The 14,210-nt window shown below is 67.7% G+C and carries 11 protein-coding genes; 9 read left to right on the top strand and 2 right to left on the bottom strand.

What is annotated here, in order from left to right; all coding sequences use genetic code 11:
* Positions 1-8 precede the first annotated feature (8 nt).
* Positions 9-2,984: an MMPL/RND family transporter gene (locus tag QRN63_RS06490; protein ID WP_285030053.1), complete on the top strand. Its 2,976-nt coding sequence runs from the start codon at positions 9-11 to the stop codon at positions 2,982-2,984.
* Positions 2,981-4,135: an acyltransferase PE gene (gene pe, locus QRN63_RS06485; RefSeq protein WP_285030052.1), complete on the top strand. Its 1,155-nt coding sequence runs from the start codon at positions 2,981-2,983 to the stop codon at positions 4,133-4,135. The genes QRN63_RS06490 and pe overlap by 4 nt, the downstream gene beginning before the upstream one ends.
* 3 nt (positions 4,136-4,138) lie before the next feature.
* Here the strand turns inward: pe and QRN63_RS06480 are convergent, their stop codons facing one another.
* Entirely contained in the window at positions 4,139-4,780 is a 642-nt protein-coding gene (locus QRN63_RS06480) for a GAP family protein (RefSeq protein ID WP_267316071.1), read from the bottom strand.
* Positions 4,781-4,792: 12 nt separating this feature from the next.
* Positions 4,793-6,517, bottom strand: coding sequence for an AMP-binding protein (locus QRN63_RS06475; protein ID WP_267316070.1), 1,725 nt, complete (start codon positions 6,515-6,517; stop codon positions 4,793-4,795).
* Between the two features lie 354 nt (positions 6,518-6,871).
* On the opposite strand from QRN63_RS06475, the gene QRN63_RS06470 reads away from it, so the two are divergent.
* From QRN63_RS06470 to QRN63_RS06440, 7 genes are all read left to right on the top strand, one after another.
* Entirely contained in the window at positions 6,872-7,804 is a 933-nt protein-coding gene (locus tag QRN63_RS06470) for a type IV toxin-antitoxin system AbiEi family antitoxin (RefSeq protein WP_285030050.1), read from the top strand.
* A gap of 73 nt (positions 7,805-7,877) precedes the next feature.
* Complete coding sequence (locus tag QRN63_RS06465; RefSeq protein ID WP_285030049.1) at positions 7,878-8,738, top strand: CDP-diacylglycerol diphosphatase; 861 nt, start codon at positions 7,878-7,880, stop codon at positions 8,736-8,738.
* Between the two features lie 77 nt (positions 8,739-8,815).
* Positions 8,816-10,330 (top strand): serine/threonine-protein kinase, encoded by a 1,515-nt coding sequence (locus tag QRN63_RS06460; RefSeq protein WP_285030048.1) that lies wholly within the window; start codon positions 8,816-8,818, stop codon positions 10,328-10,330.
* 36 nt (positions 10,331-10,366) lie between these two features.
* Positions 10,367-11,236, top strand: coding sequence for a glucose-1-phosphate thymidylyltransferase RfbA (rfbA, locus tag QRN63_RS06455; protein WP_267316066.1), 870 nt, complete (start codon positions 10,367-10,369; stop codon positions 11,234-11,236).
* The gene (gene rfbB, locus QRN63_RS06450) at positions 11,236-12,234 is read left to right on the top strand and encodes a dTDP-glucose 4,6-dehydratase (RefSeq protein WP_285030047.1); all 999 of its coding nucleotides are present in this window, start codon (positions 11,236-11,238) and stop codon (positions 12,232-12,234) included. The genes rfbA and rfbB overlap by 1 nt, the downstream gene beginning before the upstream one ends.
* Entirely contained in the window at positions 12,231-13,655 is a 1,425-nt protein-coding gene (gene rfbD / locus QRN63_RS06445; protein WP_502888092.1) for a dTDP-4-dehydrorhamnose reductase, read from the top strand. Before rfbB ends, rfbD begins: the two co-directional genes overlap by 4 nt.
* A 69-nt stretch (positions 13,656-13,724) precedes the next feature.
* Positions 13,725-14,210: a flavin reductase family protein gene (locus QRN63_RS06440; RefSeq protein WP_267316063.1), complete on the top strand. Its 486-nt coding sequence runs from the start codon at positions 13,725-13,727 to the stop codon at positions 14,208-14,210.

Genomic DNA, 14,210 nt, shown 5'->3' with positions numbered 1-14,210 from the left:
GGCCTCAGTTGCGACGGCTAGCCGATTTTGTGGTGCGGTGGCCTTGGGCGGTGATCGGCCTGTGGATCACGCTGGCGGTGGCGCTGCCCCTGGCCGTGCCGAGCCTCAACGAGATGGCGCAGAAGCATCCATTGGCGATGCTGCCCGCCGATGCGCCGTCCAACGTCGCCGCCCGGCACATGACCGAGGCGTTCAAGGAACCCGGCACCGATGACCTGCTGCTGATCGTTCTCATCAACGACCGCGGCCTGGATCGGAGCGACGAAGCCACCTACCGCAAGTTGGTGGACGCCCTGCGCGACGACCCGCGCGACGTCGTCATGATGCAGGACTTCGTCAGCACCCCGCCGCTGCGCAACTTCATGACCAGCAAGGACAAGAAGGCCTGGGTGTTGCCGGTCGGTCTGGCCGGCGCGCTGGGGACGCCGCAGTCGTACGCCGCCTACAACCGGGTGGCCGACATCGTCCGGCACAGCACCGCCGGCAGCCCGCTGAAGATCCATCTCTCCGGACCGGCGGCCACCGTCGCCGACCTCACCGTCGCCGGTGAGAAGGACCGGATGCCCATCGAGATCGCCATCGCAGTCCTCGTGCTCCTGGTGCTGCTGGTCGTCTACCGCAATCCCGTGACGATGATGCTGCCGCTCGCCGGCATCGGCATGTCGCTGGTGATCGCGCAGGCGACCGTCGCCGGGCTGTCCCAGCTGACCGGGCTGGGGGTGTCGAATCAGGCCATCATCCTGCTGAGCGCCATGATCTTCGGCGCGGGTACCGACTACGCGGTGTTCCTGATCAGCCGGTACCACGACTACGTGCGGCAGGGCGATGACTCCACTGTCGCCGTCCGGCGCGCGCTGGGCTCCGTCGGCAAGGTCATCACCGCGTCGGCCGCGACCGTCGGCGTCACCTTCCTCGGTATCAGCTTCGCCAAGATGGGCGTCTTCTCCACCGTCGGTGTCTCGTCGGCCATCGGCATCCTGGTGGCGTTCCTCGCCGCGGTGACGCTGCTGCCCGCGATCCTGACGCTCGTCGGGCCGCGTGGCTGGATCAAGCCGCGGAACGAGCTCACCGCACAGCTGTGGCGCCGGTCCGGCGCGCGCATCGTCCGCCGGCCGCGACTGCACCTGGTGGCCAGCCTGCTGGTGCTGCTCCTGCTCGCCAGTGCCGCGGGCTTCGCGAAGTTCAACTACGACGACCGCAAGGCCGTCGCGGCGTCGGCCCCGAGCTCCATCGGGTACGCGGCGCTCGAGAGCCACTTCAACGTCAACCAGTCGGTGCCGTCGTACGTCCTCGTGCAGTCGCCGCGCGACCTGCGCTCCCCGCAGGCCCTCGCCGACCTCGAACAGATGGCGTCGCGCATCAGCCAATTGCCGGACGTCGCCATGGTCAGCGGCATCACCCGTCCGCTCGGCGAGGTGCCGCCCGAGTTCCGCGCCACCTTCCAGGCGGGTCTGGTCGGTGACCGGCTGACCGAGGGCGCCGGCATGATCGGCCAGCGCACGGGCGACATCGACCGGCTGGCCAAGGGCGCCGACACCCTCGCGACCAACCTCGCCGACGTGCGCGGCCAGGTCGGCCAGATCGCCACGCAACTGCAGACGACCCTCGACGCCTTCACCGCGATCCGCAGCCAGTACGGCGGCAACAAACTGGTGCAGAACGTGGAAGTCGCGGCCAAGCTCGTCAACAGCGTCAGCAAGCTGGGCAACACCCTGGGACTGAATTACACAGCGGCCAAAGACATGTTCGGCTGGGTCGGCCCGGTGCTGGCGGCGCTGCAGAACAACGCGGTGTGCGACCTCGACCTGTCCTGCGCCGAAACCCGCGGCCACTTCCAGCGTCTCGAAGAAGCGCGCCAGGACGGCACCATCGACGAGATCAACAAACTCGCCGGGCAGCTGCAGACCATGCAGGACCAGAAGACGCTCAACGCGTCGGTGCAGCAACTCCAAAGTGCGATGACCAACCTGACCAAGGTCATGCGCACCATGGGGATGGACAGCCCCGCGGGCGCGCAGGCCAATCTGACCAAGCTTCGTCAGGGCGCCGATCGTTCGGCGAGCGGCAGCCGGGAAGTCGCCAACGGGGTCGACGAGGTCGTCGAACAAATCCAGCTGATGCGTTCGGGTCTCGACCAGGCCGGGGCCTTCCTGCTGTCGATAAAGCAGAACGCGTCCGGCCCGGCCCAGGCGGGCTTCAACATCCCGCCCGAGGTGCTGCAGCTCGAGGCCTTCAAGTCGGCGTCGAAGATGTTCATCTCGCCCGACGGACACTCGGTGCGGTACCTCGTGCTCACCAAGCTCGACCCGTTCAGCGCCGCCGCGATGGATCAGGTCAACACCATCCGCGACACCGCCCGCGGCGCCCAGCCGAACACGTCGCTGTCGGATGCCACGGTGTCGATGGGCGGATATCCCGTCGCGCTCAAGGACACTCGCGACTACTACCAGAACGACATCCGGTTCATCATCACCGTCACGGTCGCGGTGGTGCTGCTGATCCTGATGCTGTTGCTGCGGTCGCTCATCGCACCGCTGTATCTGGTCGGCTCCGTGGTGCTTTCGTACTTCGCGGCGCTCGGCATCGGCGTCGTGGTGTTCCAGTACCTGTTCCATCAGCCACTGCACTGGACCGTCCCCCCACTGGCTTTCGTGGTGCTGGTCGCGGTGGGCGCCGACTACAACATGCTGTTCGTCTCGCGCATGCGTGACGAATCGCCACATGGCATGCGGTACGGCATCATTCGCACGCTGTCGTCGACCGGCGGCGTCATCACCGCGGCCGGCCTGATCTTCGCGGCCTCCATGTGGGGTCTGCTGTTCTCCAGCATCGGTACCGTGATCCAGGGCGGCTTCGTCATCGGCGCCGGCATCCTGCTGGACACCTTCCTGGTGCGGACCATCACCGTGCCCGCCATGGCCACGCTCGTCGGAGAGGCGAACTGGTGGCCGTCCCGACCGAAACCGCAGGGGAGCAACGCATGAACAAGCGACTTGCCAGCTCGATAGCTATCGCGACCGCGCTGTTGACGGTCGGTTCTTCTGGGCCTCTTGCTGGCTGGATCGCGACGGCCGACGAGCCCTGGGCCGGGTCCGGCTCCGGGGCCGGCCCGATCGTCCCGGCCATCCCGCCGATCGGCACCCCCGGCCGCGGGTATGCACTGGGCGGCGCGCACGTCATGGGCATCCCGTACGACGAGTACATCCGGCGCACCGGCGCAGACTGGTTCCCGGGCCTCAATCGCGAGATCGTCGACTATCCCGCCGGCCAGGTGCAGGGCCACGTGCTCAGCTTCATCCCGGGCATCGAGGAACTGCACCAGAAGATGCCCGAGATCGGATTGAACGGCCCGAGCATCGGCGAGTCCGTCGAGGTCGGCAAGAACAACGTCATCAACCGCGTCCAGGAGGGCGGTCCCGGCACGGTGATCGGCCTGTCCGAAGGTGCCATGGTCGTGCACGCCGTGCAGGACCGGTTGGCCTACGACCCGGCCGCGCCGGCGCCGAACGAGCTGTCGTTCGCGACCTACGGCGATCCGCTCGCCATCAACCCGTGGACCCAGAGCTTCCTGCGGCAGACCTACCCGGTGGGTAGCACGGTCCCGGCGCTCGACTTTCTGATGCCGCCGGTCGTCGACAGTCAGTACGACACATACCAATTCATCTCCGCATACGACAGCATCGCCGACTGGCCGGACCGGCCGGACAACCTGATGGCGCTGGCGAACGCGGTCGTCGGTCTGGCCACCGGCCACACCGCGGTGGCATTCACCAACCCGAAGAACGTGCCGCCGCAGAACATCGTCAAGACCGTCAACTCCCGCGGCGCGACGACCACGACCTACATGATCCCCGAGCAGCACCTGCCGCTCGTCGTGCCGTTCAAGTACCTCGGCATGTCCGAAGCGGACATGAATCACCTTGACGCCGTGATGAAGCCGATGGTGGATGCGGGATATTCGCGTAACGACGACCCGGCGACCGCGCCGATCACGGTCGATCCCGTCAACGGTTACGACCCGGCCGCGGCCACCGCCCCGGCCACGCAGGCCGCCTTCGGTGGTGCCGCCGACCCGGTGTCACAGCTGATGTCGGGCATCAACTACGTGATGAGCCACGGGCCGAGCGCGCACTAGGGGCTAGATCCCCAACCCGCCCGCGGCGACGAGCACGACACCCACCGCCGCCAGCAGGCCTGCGACTTCGTGCCGCCGGCGGGCGCGAATCCAGTTGTGCAGGCTGCTCATTGCGGTACGCGTGCGTTGCGGGGCGATCAGGTAGGCCAGCAGGGGTATCTCGACCAACGAGAACGCCACGACGTTGAAGGTCACCAGCGCACTCATCCGAACCCCGGCCTCGAGGTGCGCGGCGGCGATCACGGCCAGCGCCGCGAGATAGTCGACCGACGGCAGCGCGATGCCCAGGCCCGCGACGCCGGCGACCCACAGCGACCGGCCGTCGAGCAGCCGGGTCAGCCACGCGGGCAGCTCGCGGTCCTTTCCCTTCGTGACGGCCAGCAAGACGGCGGCCACCAAAGCCAGCACGCCGATCGCGATCTGGACCGTCGGCAGGTTGAAATGTGCTGAGGCCCAGGCGGGTAACCGCGACTCGAGGAAGAACAGCACCACCGCGCCGACGGACAGGCCCATCAGGAAACCGCCGCACAGGAACGCGGCCAGCTGCAGGTGCGGGCGAGGCCGGTTCAGCATGACGACGGACATGCCGATGCGGAACGGCTCCAGGCTGACCGCGACCGCCATCACCAGCAGGGTGATCCACATAGGGGGCGCGGGCTACGAGCTCAACCCGGCGTCCAACCGGACGAACTGCCCTTGCCGATACTGCTCGGCACACGCCGACCGGCGCATCTTGCCGCTCGTGGTGGTCGGGATGGACCCGGCCTCCACCAGCACGACATCTGCGACCTGCAACCCGTGCGCCCGCGAAATCGCCGCGACCACATCGTTTTTCAGAGCATCGAGCTCAGCGGCGTCGGCGCGCGACTTGAGCTCGATGATGGTGACCAGCTGGTCGGTGTGGTCGTCGGTCACGGCGATCGCCGCCACCCGGCCGCGGCTGATCTTCTGCACCGTCGCTTCGATGTCGTCCGAATAGTGGTTGCGGCCGCGCACGATCAGCATGTCCTTGATGCGGCCCACGATGAACAGGTCGCCTTCGGAGATGAAGCCCTGGTCCCCGGTCCGCAGCCAGCCCGTCTCGGGCGTGCCCTCGGGGGCGTTCGCCAGCGTCGCGTCGAAAGCGGACCCGGTCTGTTCGGGCTTGCGCCAGTACCCCGCGGAGACGTTGTCTCCACGGACCCAGATTTCGCCGACGACGCCCTCGGGGCACAGCTGGCAGCTGTCGGCGTCGACGATCTCCAGCAGCGGCGACGGCGCCCGGCCGTAACGCATGAGCGGCGTCCCACCCGCTTTGCGCAGCGCGATGCCCTGCGTGAGTTCGTCGGCGGCAAACTCGACGACCTCCGGCGGACGGCCGTGCGCACCACTGGCCACGTAGAGCGTCGCCTCGGCCAGACCGTAGGACGGCACCATCATCTCGGGCCGGAAGCCGACGGCCGCGAAGCGTTCGTCGAACTTGATCAGGGTGGGCGGGTGGATGCGTTCGGCGCCGTTGTTGATGCCGATGACGCCGCTGAGGTCGAGTTCGGCCATCTCTTCGTCGGTGACGCGCCGGGTGGCGAGGTCGAACGCGAAGTTCGGGGCGGCCGACCACGCGGGGTTGTTGCGCGACAGCGCCTGCAGCCAGCGGACGGGGCGCGTCAGGAAGGCGATGGGGCTCATGAGGTCGCCCTTGTGGCCGGAGAAGATCGGGACGGCGATCCCGAGGACGAGGCCCATGTCGTGATAGAAGGGCAGCCACGAGACCAGCGTCGACCCGGGCGGCAGCTCTCCGCCGTGCTGCGACAGCAGATCGGCCAGCAACTGCTCGATGTTCGCCCGCAGGTTCTTGTGCGAGATCATCACACCGGCCGGCAGCCGCGTCGACCCGGACGTGTACTGCAGGTAAGCGATGTCGGGGCCCGGCGGGACCTCCTCGTCGAAGTCCCGGTCGGCGTCCAGATCGAGGGTGTCGACGGCGATCACCGCGACCATCGACGCGCCGTCGTCCACGTTCTGCGCGGCGATGTCGAACGCGGCCGCGGTGGTCAGCACGACCGTCGGCGACGTGTCGGTGATGACGGCACTCACCCGCTCGTCGTGCGAGCCCGGTAGCGGGACCGACAGCGGCACCGCGATGAAACCCGCCTGCATGGCGCCCAGGAACCCGACGATGTAGGCCAGCCCCTGCGGCGCGATGATCAGCGCGCGGTCGCCGGGGACGCCGTGCATGCGGAGCTCGTGCGCCACGTTGAGGGTGCGACGGTACAGCTGCGCCCAGGTCACGCTCTCGGTGACGCCATCCCAGTCGTGGTCGTAGTCCGTGAAGGTGTAGGCCACGTCGTCAGGAGTCAGGCTGGCGCGCTCGCGCAGCACGGACAGGATCGACGCATCGGACATGGCGCCAGGTTACTCAACTCACATGTGACCGGTGGTACCTGGTTTGCCGGTCAGGTGCTGCATGCGATGCGGAGTGCTACGACGAATGTGCAGGCTTGACCCGCAAAACCGCGAAATATCAAACCGAACATGCACATTCGCCGTAGCAGCTCGGCCTTGGTGGTTGCGGAGAGTAGCCGGCACGGGAGTCGCTGGTACTGCGGACTTGGTGGTTGTGGAGTGTGGCCGGCGCGGGAGGTGGCACTGCGGCCTGGTTGTGGAGCGCGGCTGGAGCCGGGCTCGGTCGTGCGTCGCCTGTGGACAACCACCGGTAGAGATATTCGATCTGTCGGTGGCCGCAGCCATGCTCGCCGCATGAACCGACCGTTTCTCGGGAGCACAGTCCTGGAAACCGGACTGCTCACCAAGCGAGAGCTCCGTGCCGGGTACCGCGCCGTCTACCGGGGCGTCTATCTCGCCAACGAGGTGGCGTTGACCGCGCGGCTGCGCGCCGAGGCCGCGTGGCTGTTCGCCGGGCCCGATGCAGTGTTGTGCGGGCTGTCGGCGGCGGCCGTGTACGGCACCAAGTGGCTCGATGTGAATGCGCCCGCCGAGGTCGTGCGGACCAACCGGCACTCCCCGACCGGGCTCACGGTGCGTTCGTATGCGCTGGCTCCAGACGAGGTGAGAGAAATCAGCGGCGGCATGCGGGTGACGTCCGCGGCGCGGACAGCGTTCGACCTGGGCAGGCTCCTGCCCGAAACCGAGGCGGTGCCGACCCTGGATGCATTGTTGAACGCGACGGGTCTGGACCCGGCAGACGTGTGGGCGCTTGCCGACGCCAATCGCGGGATTCGGGGTATCGATCGGCTGCGGAGTGCGCTGGCGCAGGCCGATGGCGGGGCGGAGACTCCGCTGCAGACCCAGACCCGGCGATTGCTGCGCCGCACCGGGATTCCCGGACTCCAGACGCAAATCCCGTTCTATGACCAATGGGGACTCGTCTGCACTCGGGCGGCGCTGGGCTGGCCACGGTGGAAGGTCGCCGTCGAGTGCGACGAGGACGCGGATACCCCGGGTTATCGCGAATGGATCCACAGCCACACCGCGGAGCTCGAATCCCGCGGGTGGAGCGTCATCTGGGTGACGAAGTCGACGGCGGAAGGCCACGGCGGCCCCGGGATCGTGGTGTTGCGGGCAGAGGAAAAGTTGTGGGCCGCTCAGCGGCGGCGACCGGGCCGAGGCGCCCGTGTCCCCCGATCAGGGGATGCCGAATTCGTCCGGTCGGGGGCCCGATCAGTGGACTGACCTGGGGCCTCGATTCCGCGAAGGTTAATTCAACGCCGCAAGGCACGCCCCCCTAAACCCTTCAGGAGACGAAATGACCAACACGACGACCACCGGCTCCCGCTTCACCCGCCGTGCCGCGGCCGCCGCCGCCCTGGTGGTGGCGCCGGTGCTGGCCTTCGGTCTTTCGCCGGCCGCCCACGCCGAGACGGGCGCGCAGCACTACCAGGGTTGCGACAACCACAAGGACGATCCCATCTGGGACGGTGTCAAGCCGCCGGCGCACGGCGTCGGAGAGCACTCGCCGAAGCACCCGGGCCGGAACTTCGACATCCAGTGGCCCGGCCACGATTCGACGCGCGGTTGGGCAGTGCACCCGGGCGTGGACATGAAGACGACCCAGGACCTGCTGGTGGTGCCGACCGTCCGCGAGACCGGCATCGAATGCGACAACCTGCTGCGGGGCGACGCTCCGAACTACTTCAAGCACGCCTACGAGTCGGTCCACTTCATGACGGGCGGCCCGGACTGGGCGCTCGGGATCAACTCGGCGGACGCCCGTCGGCTCAACCAGCTCCACATCCACCTGACCCGGCTGTACGCCCCGGCTCGTGACGACATCGCCCAGGCGGTCAAGGCCGGCAAGGTCAGCACCGACGAGCACAAGTGGGTCGACCAGGTCGTCGACGTCACCGGCCACAACGACAAGTGGCAGGACAGCAAGCACCAGTACCGGGCCTGGATCACCGGCAGCGTCGACGCCAACTTCTTCAAGAAACTGAACGACGACATCGTCACGCCGCTGAACAAGCAGGGCAAGTCCGCGGCGATGGCGCACGAAACCCTGCTGGTCAGCCGCAACCCCGCGGGTAAGGGATTCGTGGTCCTGGAGAGCAACACCACGTCCGGCATCCACGGCGTCGCCAACATCGAGGGCATCCTGGACAAGCGCTAGATCAGTCCGCGAGAGGCGGCCACCCGAGATCATCTCGGGTGGCCGCTCTTTCGCGTTCGGGCCGTTACGATCCGACCATGTCGCTGCCCGATGGATCGGTCTTCGCCGGATTCACCGTGGTCAGGAAACTGGGTGCCGGCGGCATGGGCGAGGTCTACCTGGTGCAGCACCCGCGGCTGCCCAGAACCGACGCGTTGAAGGTCCTGCCGGCATCGTTGTCGGCCGACGCCGAATACCGGCGGCGCTTCGAGCGCGAGGCCGACGCCGCGGCGACGTTGTGGCACCAGCACATCGTCGGAGTACACGACCGTGGCGAATACGACGGACGACTGTGGATCTCGATGGACTACGTCGACGGTTCCGATGCCGGAAACGTGCTCCGGACGCAGTGCCCCGGTGGGATGCCGCGGGACCAGGTGATTGCGATCGTCACCGCGATCGCCGACGCGCTGGACCATGCGCACAGCCGCGGACTGCTGCACCGCGACGTCAAACCAGCCAACATCCTGTTGAGCGGGCAGGGCCCGGGCCGTGGCAGGGTGCTGCTCGCTGACTTCGGGATCGCCCGGCGCGTCGACGATTTCGACGGGCTGACGTCGACCAACATGACGCTCGGCACGCCGAACTACGCGGCGCCGGAACAATTACTCGGTGAGAAGCTGGATGGTCGCTCGGATCAATACGCCTTGGCGGCCACCGCTTTTCAACTGCTGACCGGCCGGCCTCCGGGTGGCGACTCGACGCCCGTGGCGCTCATCAGCCAACGCGTGAGCGGTGTGGTGCCGCGGCTGGCGGAGATCCGCCCGGACCTCGCCGACCTGGACCCCGTGATGGCCATCGCGATGGCACGCAGGCCCGCCGACCGCTTCGCATCGTGTTCGGATTTCGCCACGGCGCTGGCCCGCGGTGCCGCGGCAACCCTGCCGCCGGTGGCCTCGGCGCCTGCGGTACCCGGAGCGCCGACACTGCGGTCCGCACCGCCAGCCGCGCCCATGGGCCTTGTGCGCCAACCAGATCCGCCGGTGGCGGCGCGGTCCGGCATGAGCCCGACGACCTGGGCGCTGACCGGGGTGGGAATCCTGCTGGTGGTGGCGCTGGTCTTCGTCGGTGTCGTGCTGCTGCGTGGACATGACGGACGCAGCGGCGCAACGACTTCGGCGGAGGCCACGACGACTGCACCCGAGACGACGGGGGTGACCGTGACGTCGGTCGAGTCGACCGAGCCGGAGACGCCCACCTCGCTGGTGCCCACGACGGCGCGAATGGTGCTGCCCGACGCCGACACCCGCGGCTTCACCACATACAACGGCGCCGCCCGCTGCACCGGCGCGGACGAGGCCGCGATGATCCTGCGCACCGCGCAGTCGGCGGTCGTGGTCTGCCGCAGCAGCGTCGGGGTGCTGTATTACCTGGGCTATCGGCTGTCTGACGGAGCGACGATCCGGTTGGGAACCGTGAATGAGTCCGGCGACGGCTTCGTCGCGTTCAACGATCCCGATTCGGCTGAGTACCACGTCTCGTCGTCGGGCCTGGAAATCGTGCAGAACGGGAAGGTACTGGCGTCCGAGCCCGCGGTCGAGTCTGCTCGGTGAGCACCTGGCGCGGTGGCCGTATGTCAGGATGGCCGGGTGAAAGGCATCATCCTGGCCGGGGGCGCGGGCACGCGACTGCACCCCGTCACCGCAGGGGTGTCCAAGCAGCTGATCCCGGTCTACGACAAGCCGATGATCTACTACCCGCTGTCCACGTTGATGCTGGCGGGGATCACCGACATCCTGGTCATCACGACTCCGCTCGACGCCCCGAGCTTCGAGCGGCTGCTCGGCGACGGATCGCAGTACGGGGTGTCGATCAGCTATGCGCAGCAGCCGTCGCCGGACGGGCTGGCGCAGGCCTTCACCATCGGTGCCGATTTCCTCGGCGGGGAAAGTGTGGCGCTGGTCCTCGGCGACAACCTGCTGTACGGCCCGGGCCTGGGCACGCAGCTGCAGCGGTTCAACAACGTCGACGGCGGGGCGATCTTCGGCTACTGGGTCGCCGAGCCGGCGGCTTACGGCGTCATCGAATTCGACGATGCCGGGCGCGCGGTCTCCCTGGAGGAGAAGCCGGCGGTGCCCAAGAGCAATTACGCCGTGCCGGGCCTGTACTTCTACAGCAACGACGTGGTGTCGATCGCCCGGGAACTCAAGCCCAGCGCCCGCGGTGAGTACGAGATCACCGACATCAACCGAACGTACCTGGCGCAGAACCGGTTACGGGTGCAGGTGCTGCCGCGCGGCACGGCCTGGCTCGACACCGGGACATTCGATCAGATGACGGACGCCGCCGAGTTCGTGCGGACCATCGAGCGCCGTACCGGCCTGAAGATCGGCGTGCCCGAGGAAATCGCCTGGCGGCGTGGCTATCTCAGCGGTGACGAGCTGCGCGAGCGCGCCGAGCCGTTGGTGAAGTCCGGCTACGGCACGTACCTGCTGGACCTGCTGAACAGGGGGTACTGATGGCGCGGCTGCTGGTCACCGGGGGCGCCGGGTTCATCGGGGCCAACTTCGTCCGCTACGTCCTGGACCACACCGATCATCACGTCACGGTGCTGGACAAGCTGACCTACGCGGGTAACCGGGAATCCCTTGCGGGCCTGCCCGATCAGCGGATGACTTTCGTCCTGGGCGACATCGCCGACGCCGCGCTGGTCGACGAACTGATGGCCACGACCGACGTCGTGGTGCACTTCGCCGCCGAATCGCACAACGACAACTCGCTGCGGGATCCCGAACCGTTCCTGCACACCAACGTGGTCGGGACGTTCACGCTGCTGGAATCGGTCCGCAAGCACGGCACCCGGCTGCACCACATCTCGACCGACGAGGTCTACGGCGACCTCGAGCTCGACGATCCCGCCAAGTTCACCGAACGCACGTCGTACAACCCGTCGTCGCCGTATTCGTCGACCAAGGCCGGCAGTGATCTGCTGGTGCGGGCATGGGTGCGCTCGTTCGGTGTCCAGGCCACAATCTCCAACTGCTCCAACAACTATGGGTCCTACCAGCACGTCGAGAAGTTCATTCCGCGGCAGATCACCAACGTGCTGTGTGGCATCCGGCCGAAGCTGTACGGCGCGGGCCGCAATGTGCGCGACTGGATCCACGTGGACGATCACTCGTCCGCTGTGCTGACGATCATCGAGCGGGGTCGCCTCGGCGAGACCTACCTGATCGGTGCCAACGGCGAAAAGGACAACAAGACCGTCATCGAGATGATCCTGACGCAGATGGGCCAACCAGTCGACGCCTACGACCACGTCACCGATCGCGCCGGCCACGACCTGCGCTACGCCATCGATTCCACCAAGCTGCGCACCGAACTCGGTTGGCAGCCAAAGTATCTCGACTTTGCCGACGGGCTGAGCGCCACCATCGCCTGGTATCGCGACAACGAGGCCTGGTGGCGTCCGGTCAAAGACGCTACCGAGGCGCGCTACGCCGGCCAGGGTCAGTGAGCGACGGGCCACCCGTGATCGAATACGGAAAACCGCTGTCCGCCAATGCCACACCGATTCCCGGCCTGACCATCTGGGAGCTGCCGGTACACGGCGACAACCGCGGCTGGTTCAAGGAGAACTGGCAGCGCGAGAAGATGACGGCGCTCGGGCTGCCGGATTTCGGGCCCGTGCAGAACAACATCTCGTTCAACGACGCAGTCGGCACCACCCGCGGCATCCACGCCGAACCGTGGGACAAGTTCGTCTCGGTGGCGACGGGACGGATCTTCGGCGCCTGGGTCGACCTGCGCGAGGGCCCGACGTTCGGGGCGGTGTTCAGCGCCGAGCTGGACCCGTCCCGTGCGGTGTTCGTGCCGCGCGGGGTCGGCAATGCGTTCCAGACCCTGGCGCCCGAGACCGCGTACGTCTACCTGGTCAACGACCACTATTCGATTGATGCGCAATATGTTTCGGTGAATCTGGCCGACGAGACGCTGGCCATCCAATGGCCGATCCCGCTCGAGCGCGCCGAGCTGTCGGCCAAGGACCGGGCCCACCCCGGGCTCTCGGGCATCCAACCTGTCGCGCCGCGAAAGACGTTGGTACTGGGTGCGAATGGCCAGGTCGGCCGGGCGCTGCGCGCCGAATACGGCGATGATCCGAGCGTCGAGTTCGCCACCCGGGACGACGTGGACCTGGCCGGCGACCTGGAGAAGGCCCGCCGGTGGCAGGACTACGACACCGTCATCAACGCCGCCGCGTACACCGCGGTGGATGCGGCCGAGACCCCGAGCGGCCGGGCCGACGCCTGGGCCGTCAACGTCACCGGCGTTGCGGCACTGGCCCGGATCGCGACCGCCCGCGGCCTCACGTTGGTGCACCTCTCCAGCGACTACGTCTTCGACGGCACATCCGACTCCCCGTACCGGGAAGACGACGCCATCGCCCCGCTCGGGGTGTACGGCCAGACCAAGGCCGCCGGCGACCAGATCGTCGCGACGGTGCCGCGGCACTACATCCTGCGGACGTCGTGGGTGATCGGGGAGGGCCACAACTTCGTCCGGACCATGGCGTCGCTGGCCGAGCGGGGCGTCGACCCGTCCGTAGTGGACGACCAGGTCGGGCGGCTGACGTTCACCTCCGAGTTGGCGCGGGCCATCCGCCACCTGACCACGACCGGCGCGCCCTACGGCACGTACCACGTCACCGGTTCGGGTCCGGCGACGTCGTGGGCCGACGTCGCCCGGCGGGTATTCGAGCTGACCGGCCACGACCCGGCGCGGGTCACCGGCGTCAGCACCGACGCCTATTTCGCCTCGGCAACCAGTGCGGTGGCCCCGCGGCCGCGCAACAGCGTGCTCGACAACCGGAAGTTGGAGTCAACGGGATTCAAACCCGCGGCAGCCGACGATTCGTTGTCGCGCTACCTGGGTCAGTAGCCGAGCATTCCCGCCAAGCGGACGCTTGCTCGGGTGCGCTGCGGAGCGTCGTGTGAAGATGGACGGACTATGAGCTCCACAGATCTCAGCCCGGCATCTCTGCGCGCGGCGTTCGGCCATTTCCCGATCGGCGTCGTCGCCATCGCAGCCCACGTCGACGGCGAGAAGGTCGGTCTGGCCGCCAGCACCTTCGTGCCCGTGTCGCTGGAACCGCCGCTGGTGTCGTTCTGTGTGCAGAACACCTCGACCACCTGGCCGAAGCTCAAGAACCTGCCGGCGCTGGGCATCAGCGTGCTCGGCCAGCAGCACGACGCCGCGGCGCGCACCCTGGCCGCCAAGACCGGTGACCGCTTCGCCGGCATGGAGACCGAGGCCCGCGACAACGGCGCGCTGTTCATCCACGGCACCAGCGTGTGGTTGGAGACGTCGATCGACCAGCTGGTTCCGGCCGGCGATCACACCATCGTGGTCCTGGCGATCAGCGACATCGTCATCAACCCCGACGTCGAGCCGATGGTCTTCCACCGCAGCGCGTTCCGCCGCCTGGAGGCGTGA

Origin of the sequence: Mycolicibacterium sp. lyk4-40-TYG-92 (genome assembly GCF_030209435.1) — a bacterium.
Lineage (GTDB): Bacteria > Actinomycetota > Actinomycetes > Mycobacteriales > Mycobacteriaceae > Mycobacterium.
The sequence above is the reverse complement of the archived record's forward strand: the minus strand, read 5'-3'. Positions and strand labels throughout refer to the sequence as shown.

Excerpts from the sequence above, each read along its gene's own strand:
- rfbB (WP_285030047.1), top strand. The coding sequence starts at position 11,236 with ATGGCGCGGCTGCTGGTCACCGGGGGCGCCGGGTTCATCGGGGCCAAC.
- pe (WP_285030052.1), top strand. The coding sequence starts at position 2,981 with ATGAACAAGCGACTTGCCAGCTCGATAGCTATCGCGACCGCGCTGTTG.
- QRN63_RS06460 (WP_285030048.1), top strand. The coding sequence starts at position 8,816 with ATGTCGCTGCCCGATGGATCGGTCTTCGCCGGATTCACCGTGGTCAGG.
- QRN63_RS06480 (WP_267316071.1), bottom strand. The coding sequence starts at position 4,780 with ATGTGGATCACCCTGCTGGTGATGGCGGTCGCGGTCAGCCTGGAGCCG.
- QRN63_RS06475 (WP_267316070.1), bottom strand. The coding sequence starts at position 6,517 with ATGTCCGATGCGTCGATCCTGTCCGTGCTGCGCGAGCGCGCCAGCCTG.
- QRN63_RS06465 (WP_285030049.1), top strand. The coding sequence starts at position 7,878 with ATGACCAACACGACGACCACCGGCTCCCGCTTCACCCGCCGTGCCGCG.
- QRN63_RS06440 (WP_267316063.1), top strand. The coding sequence starts at position 13,725 with ATGAGCTCCACAGATCTCAGCCCGGCATCTCTGCGCGCGGCGTTCGGC.
- QRN63_RS06470 (WP_285030050.1), top strand. The coding sequence starts at position 6,872 with ATGAACCGACCGTTTCTCGGGAGCACAGTCCTGGAAACCGGACTGCTC.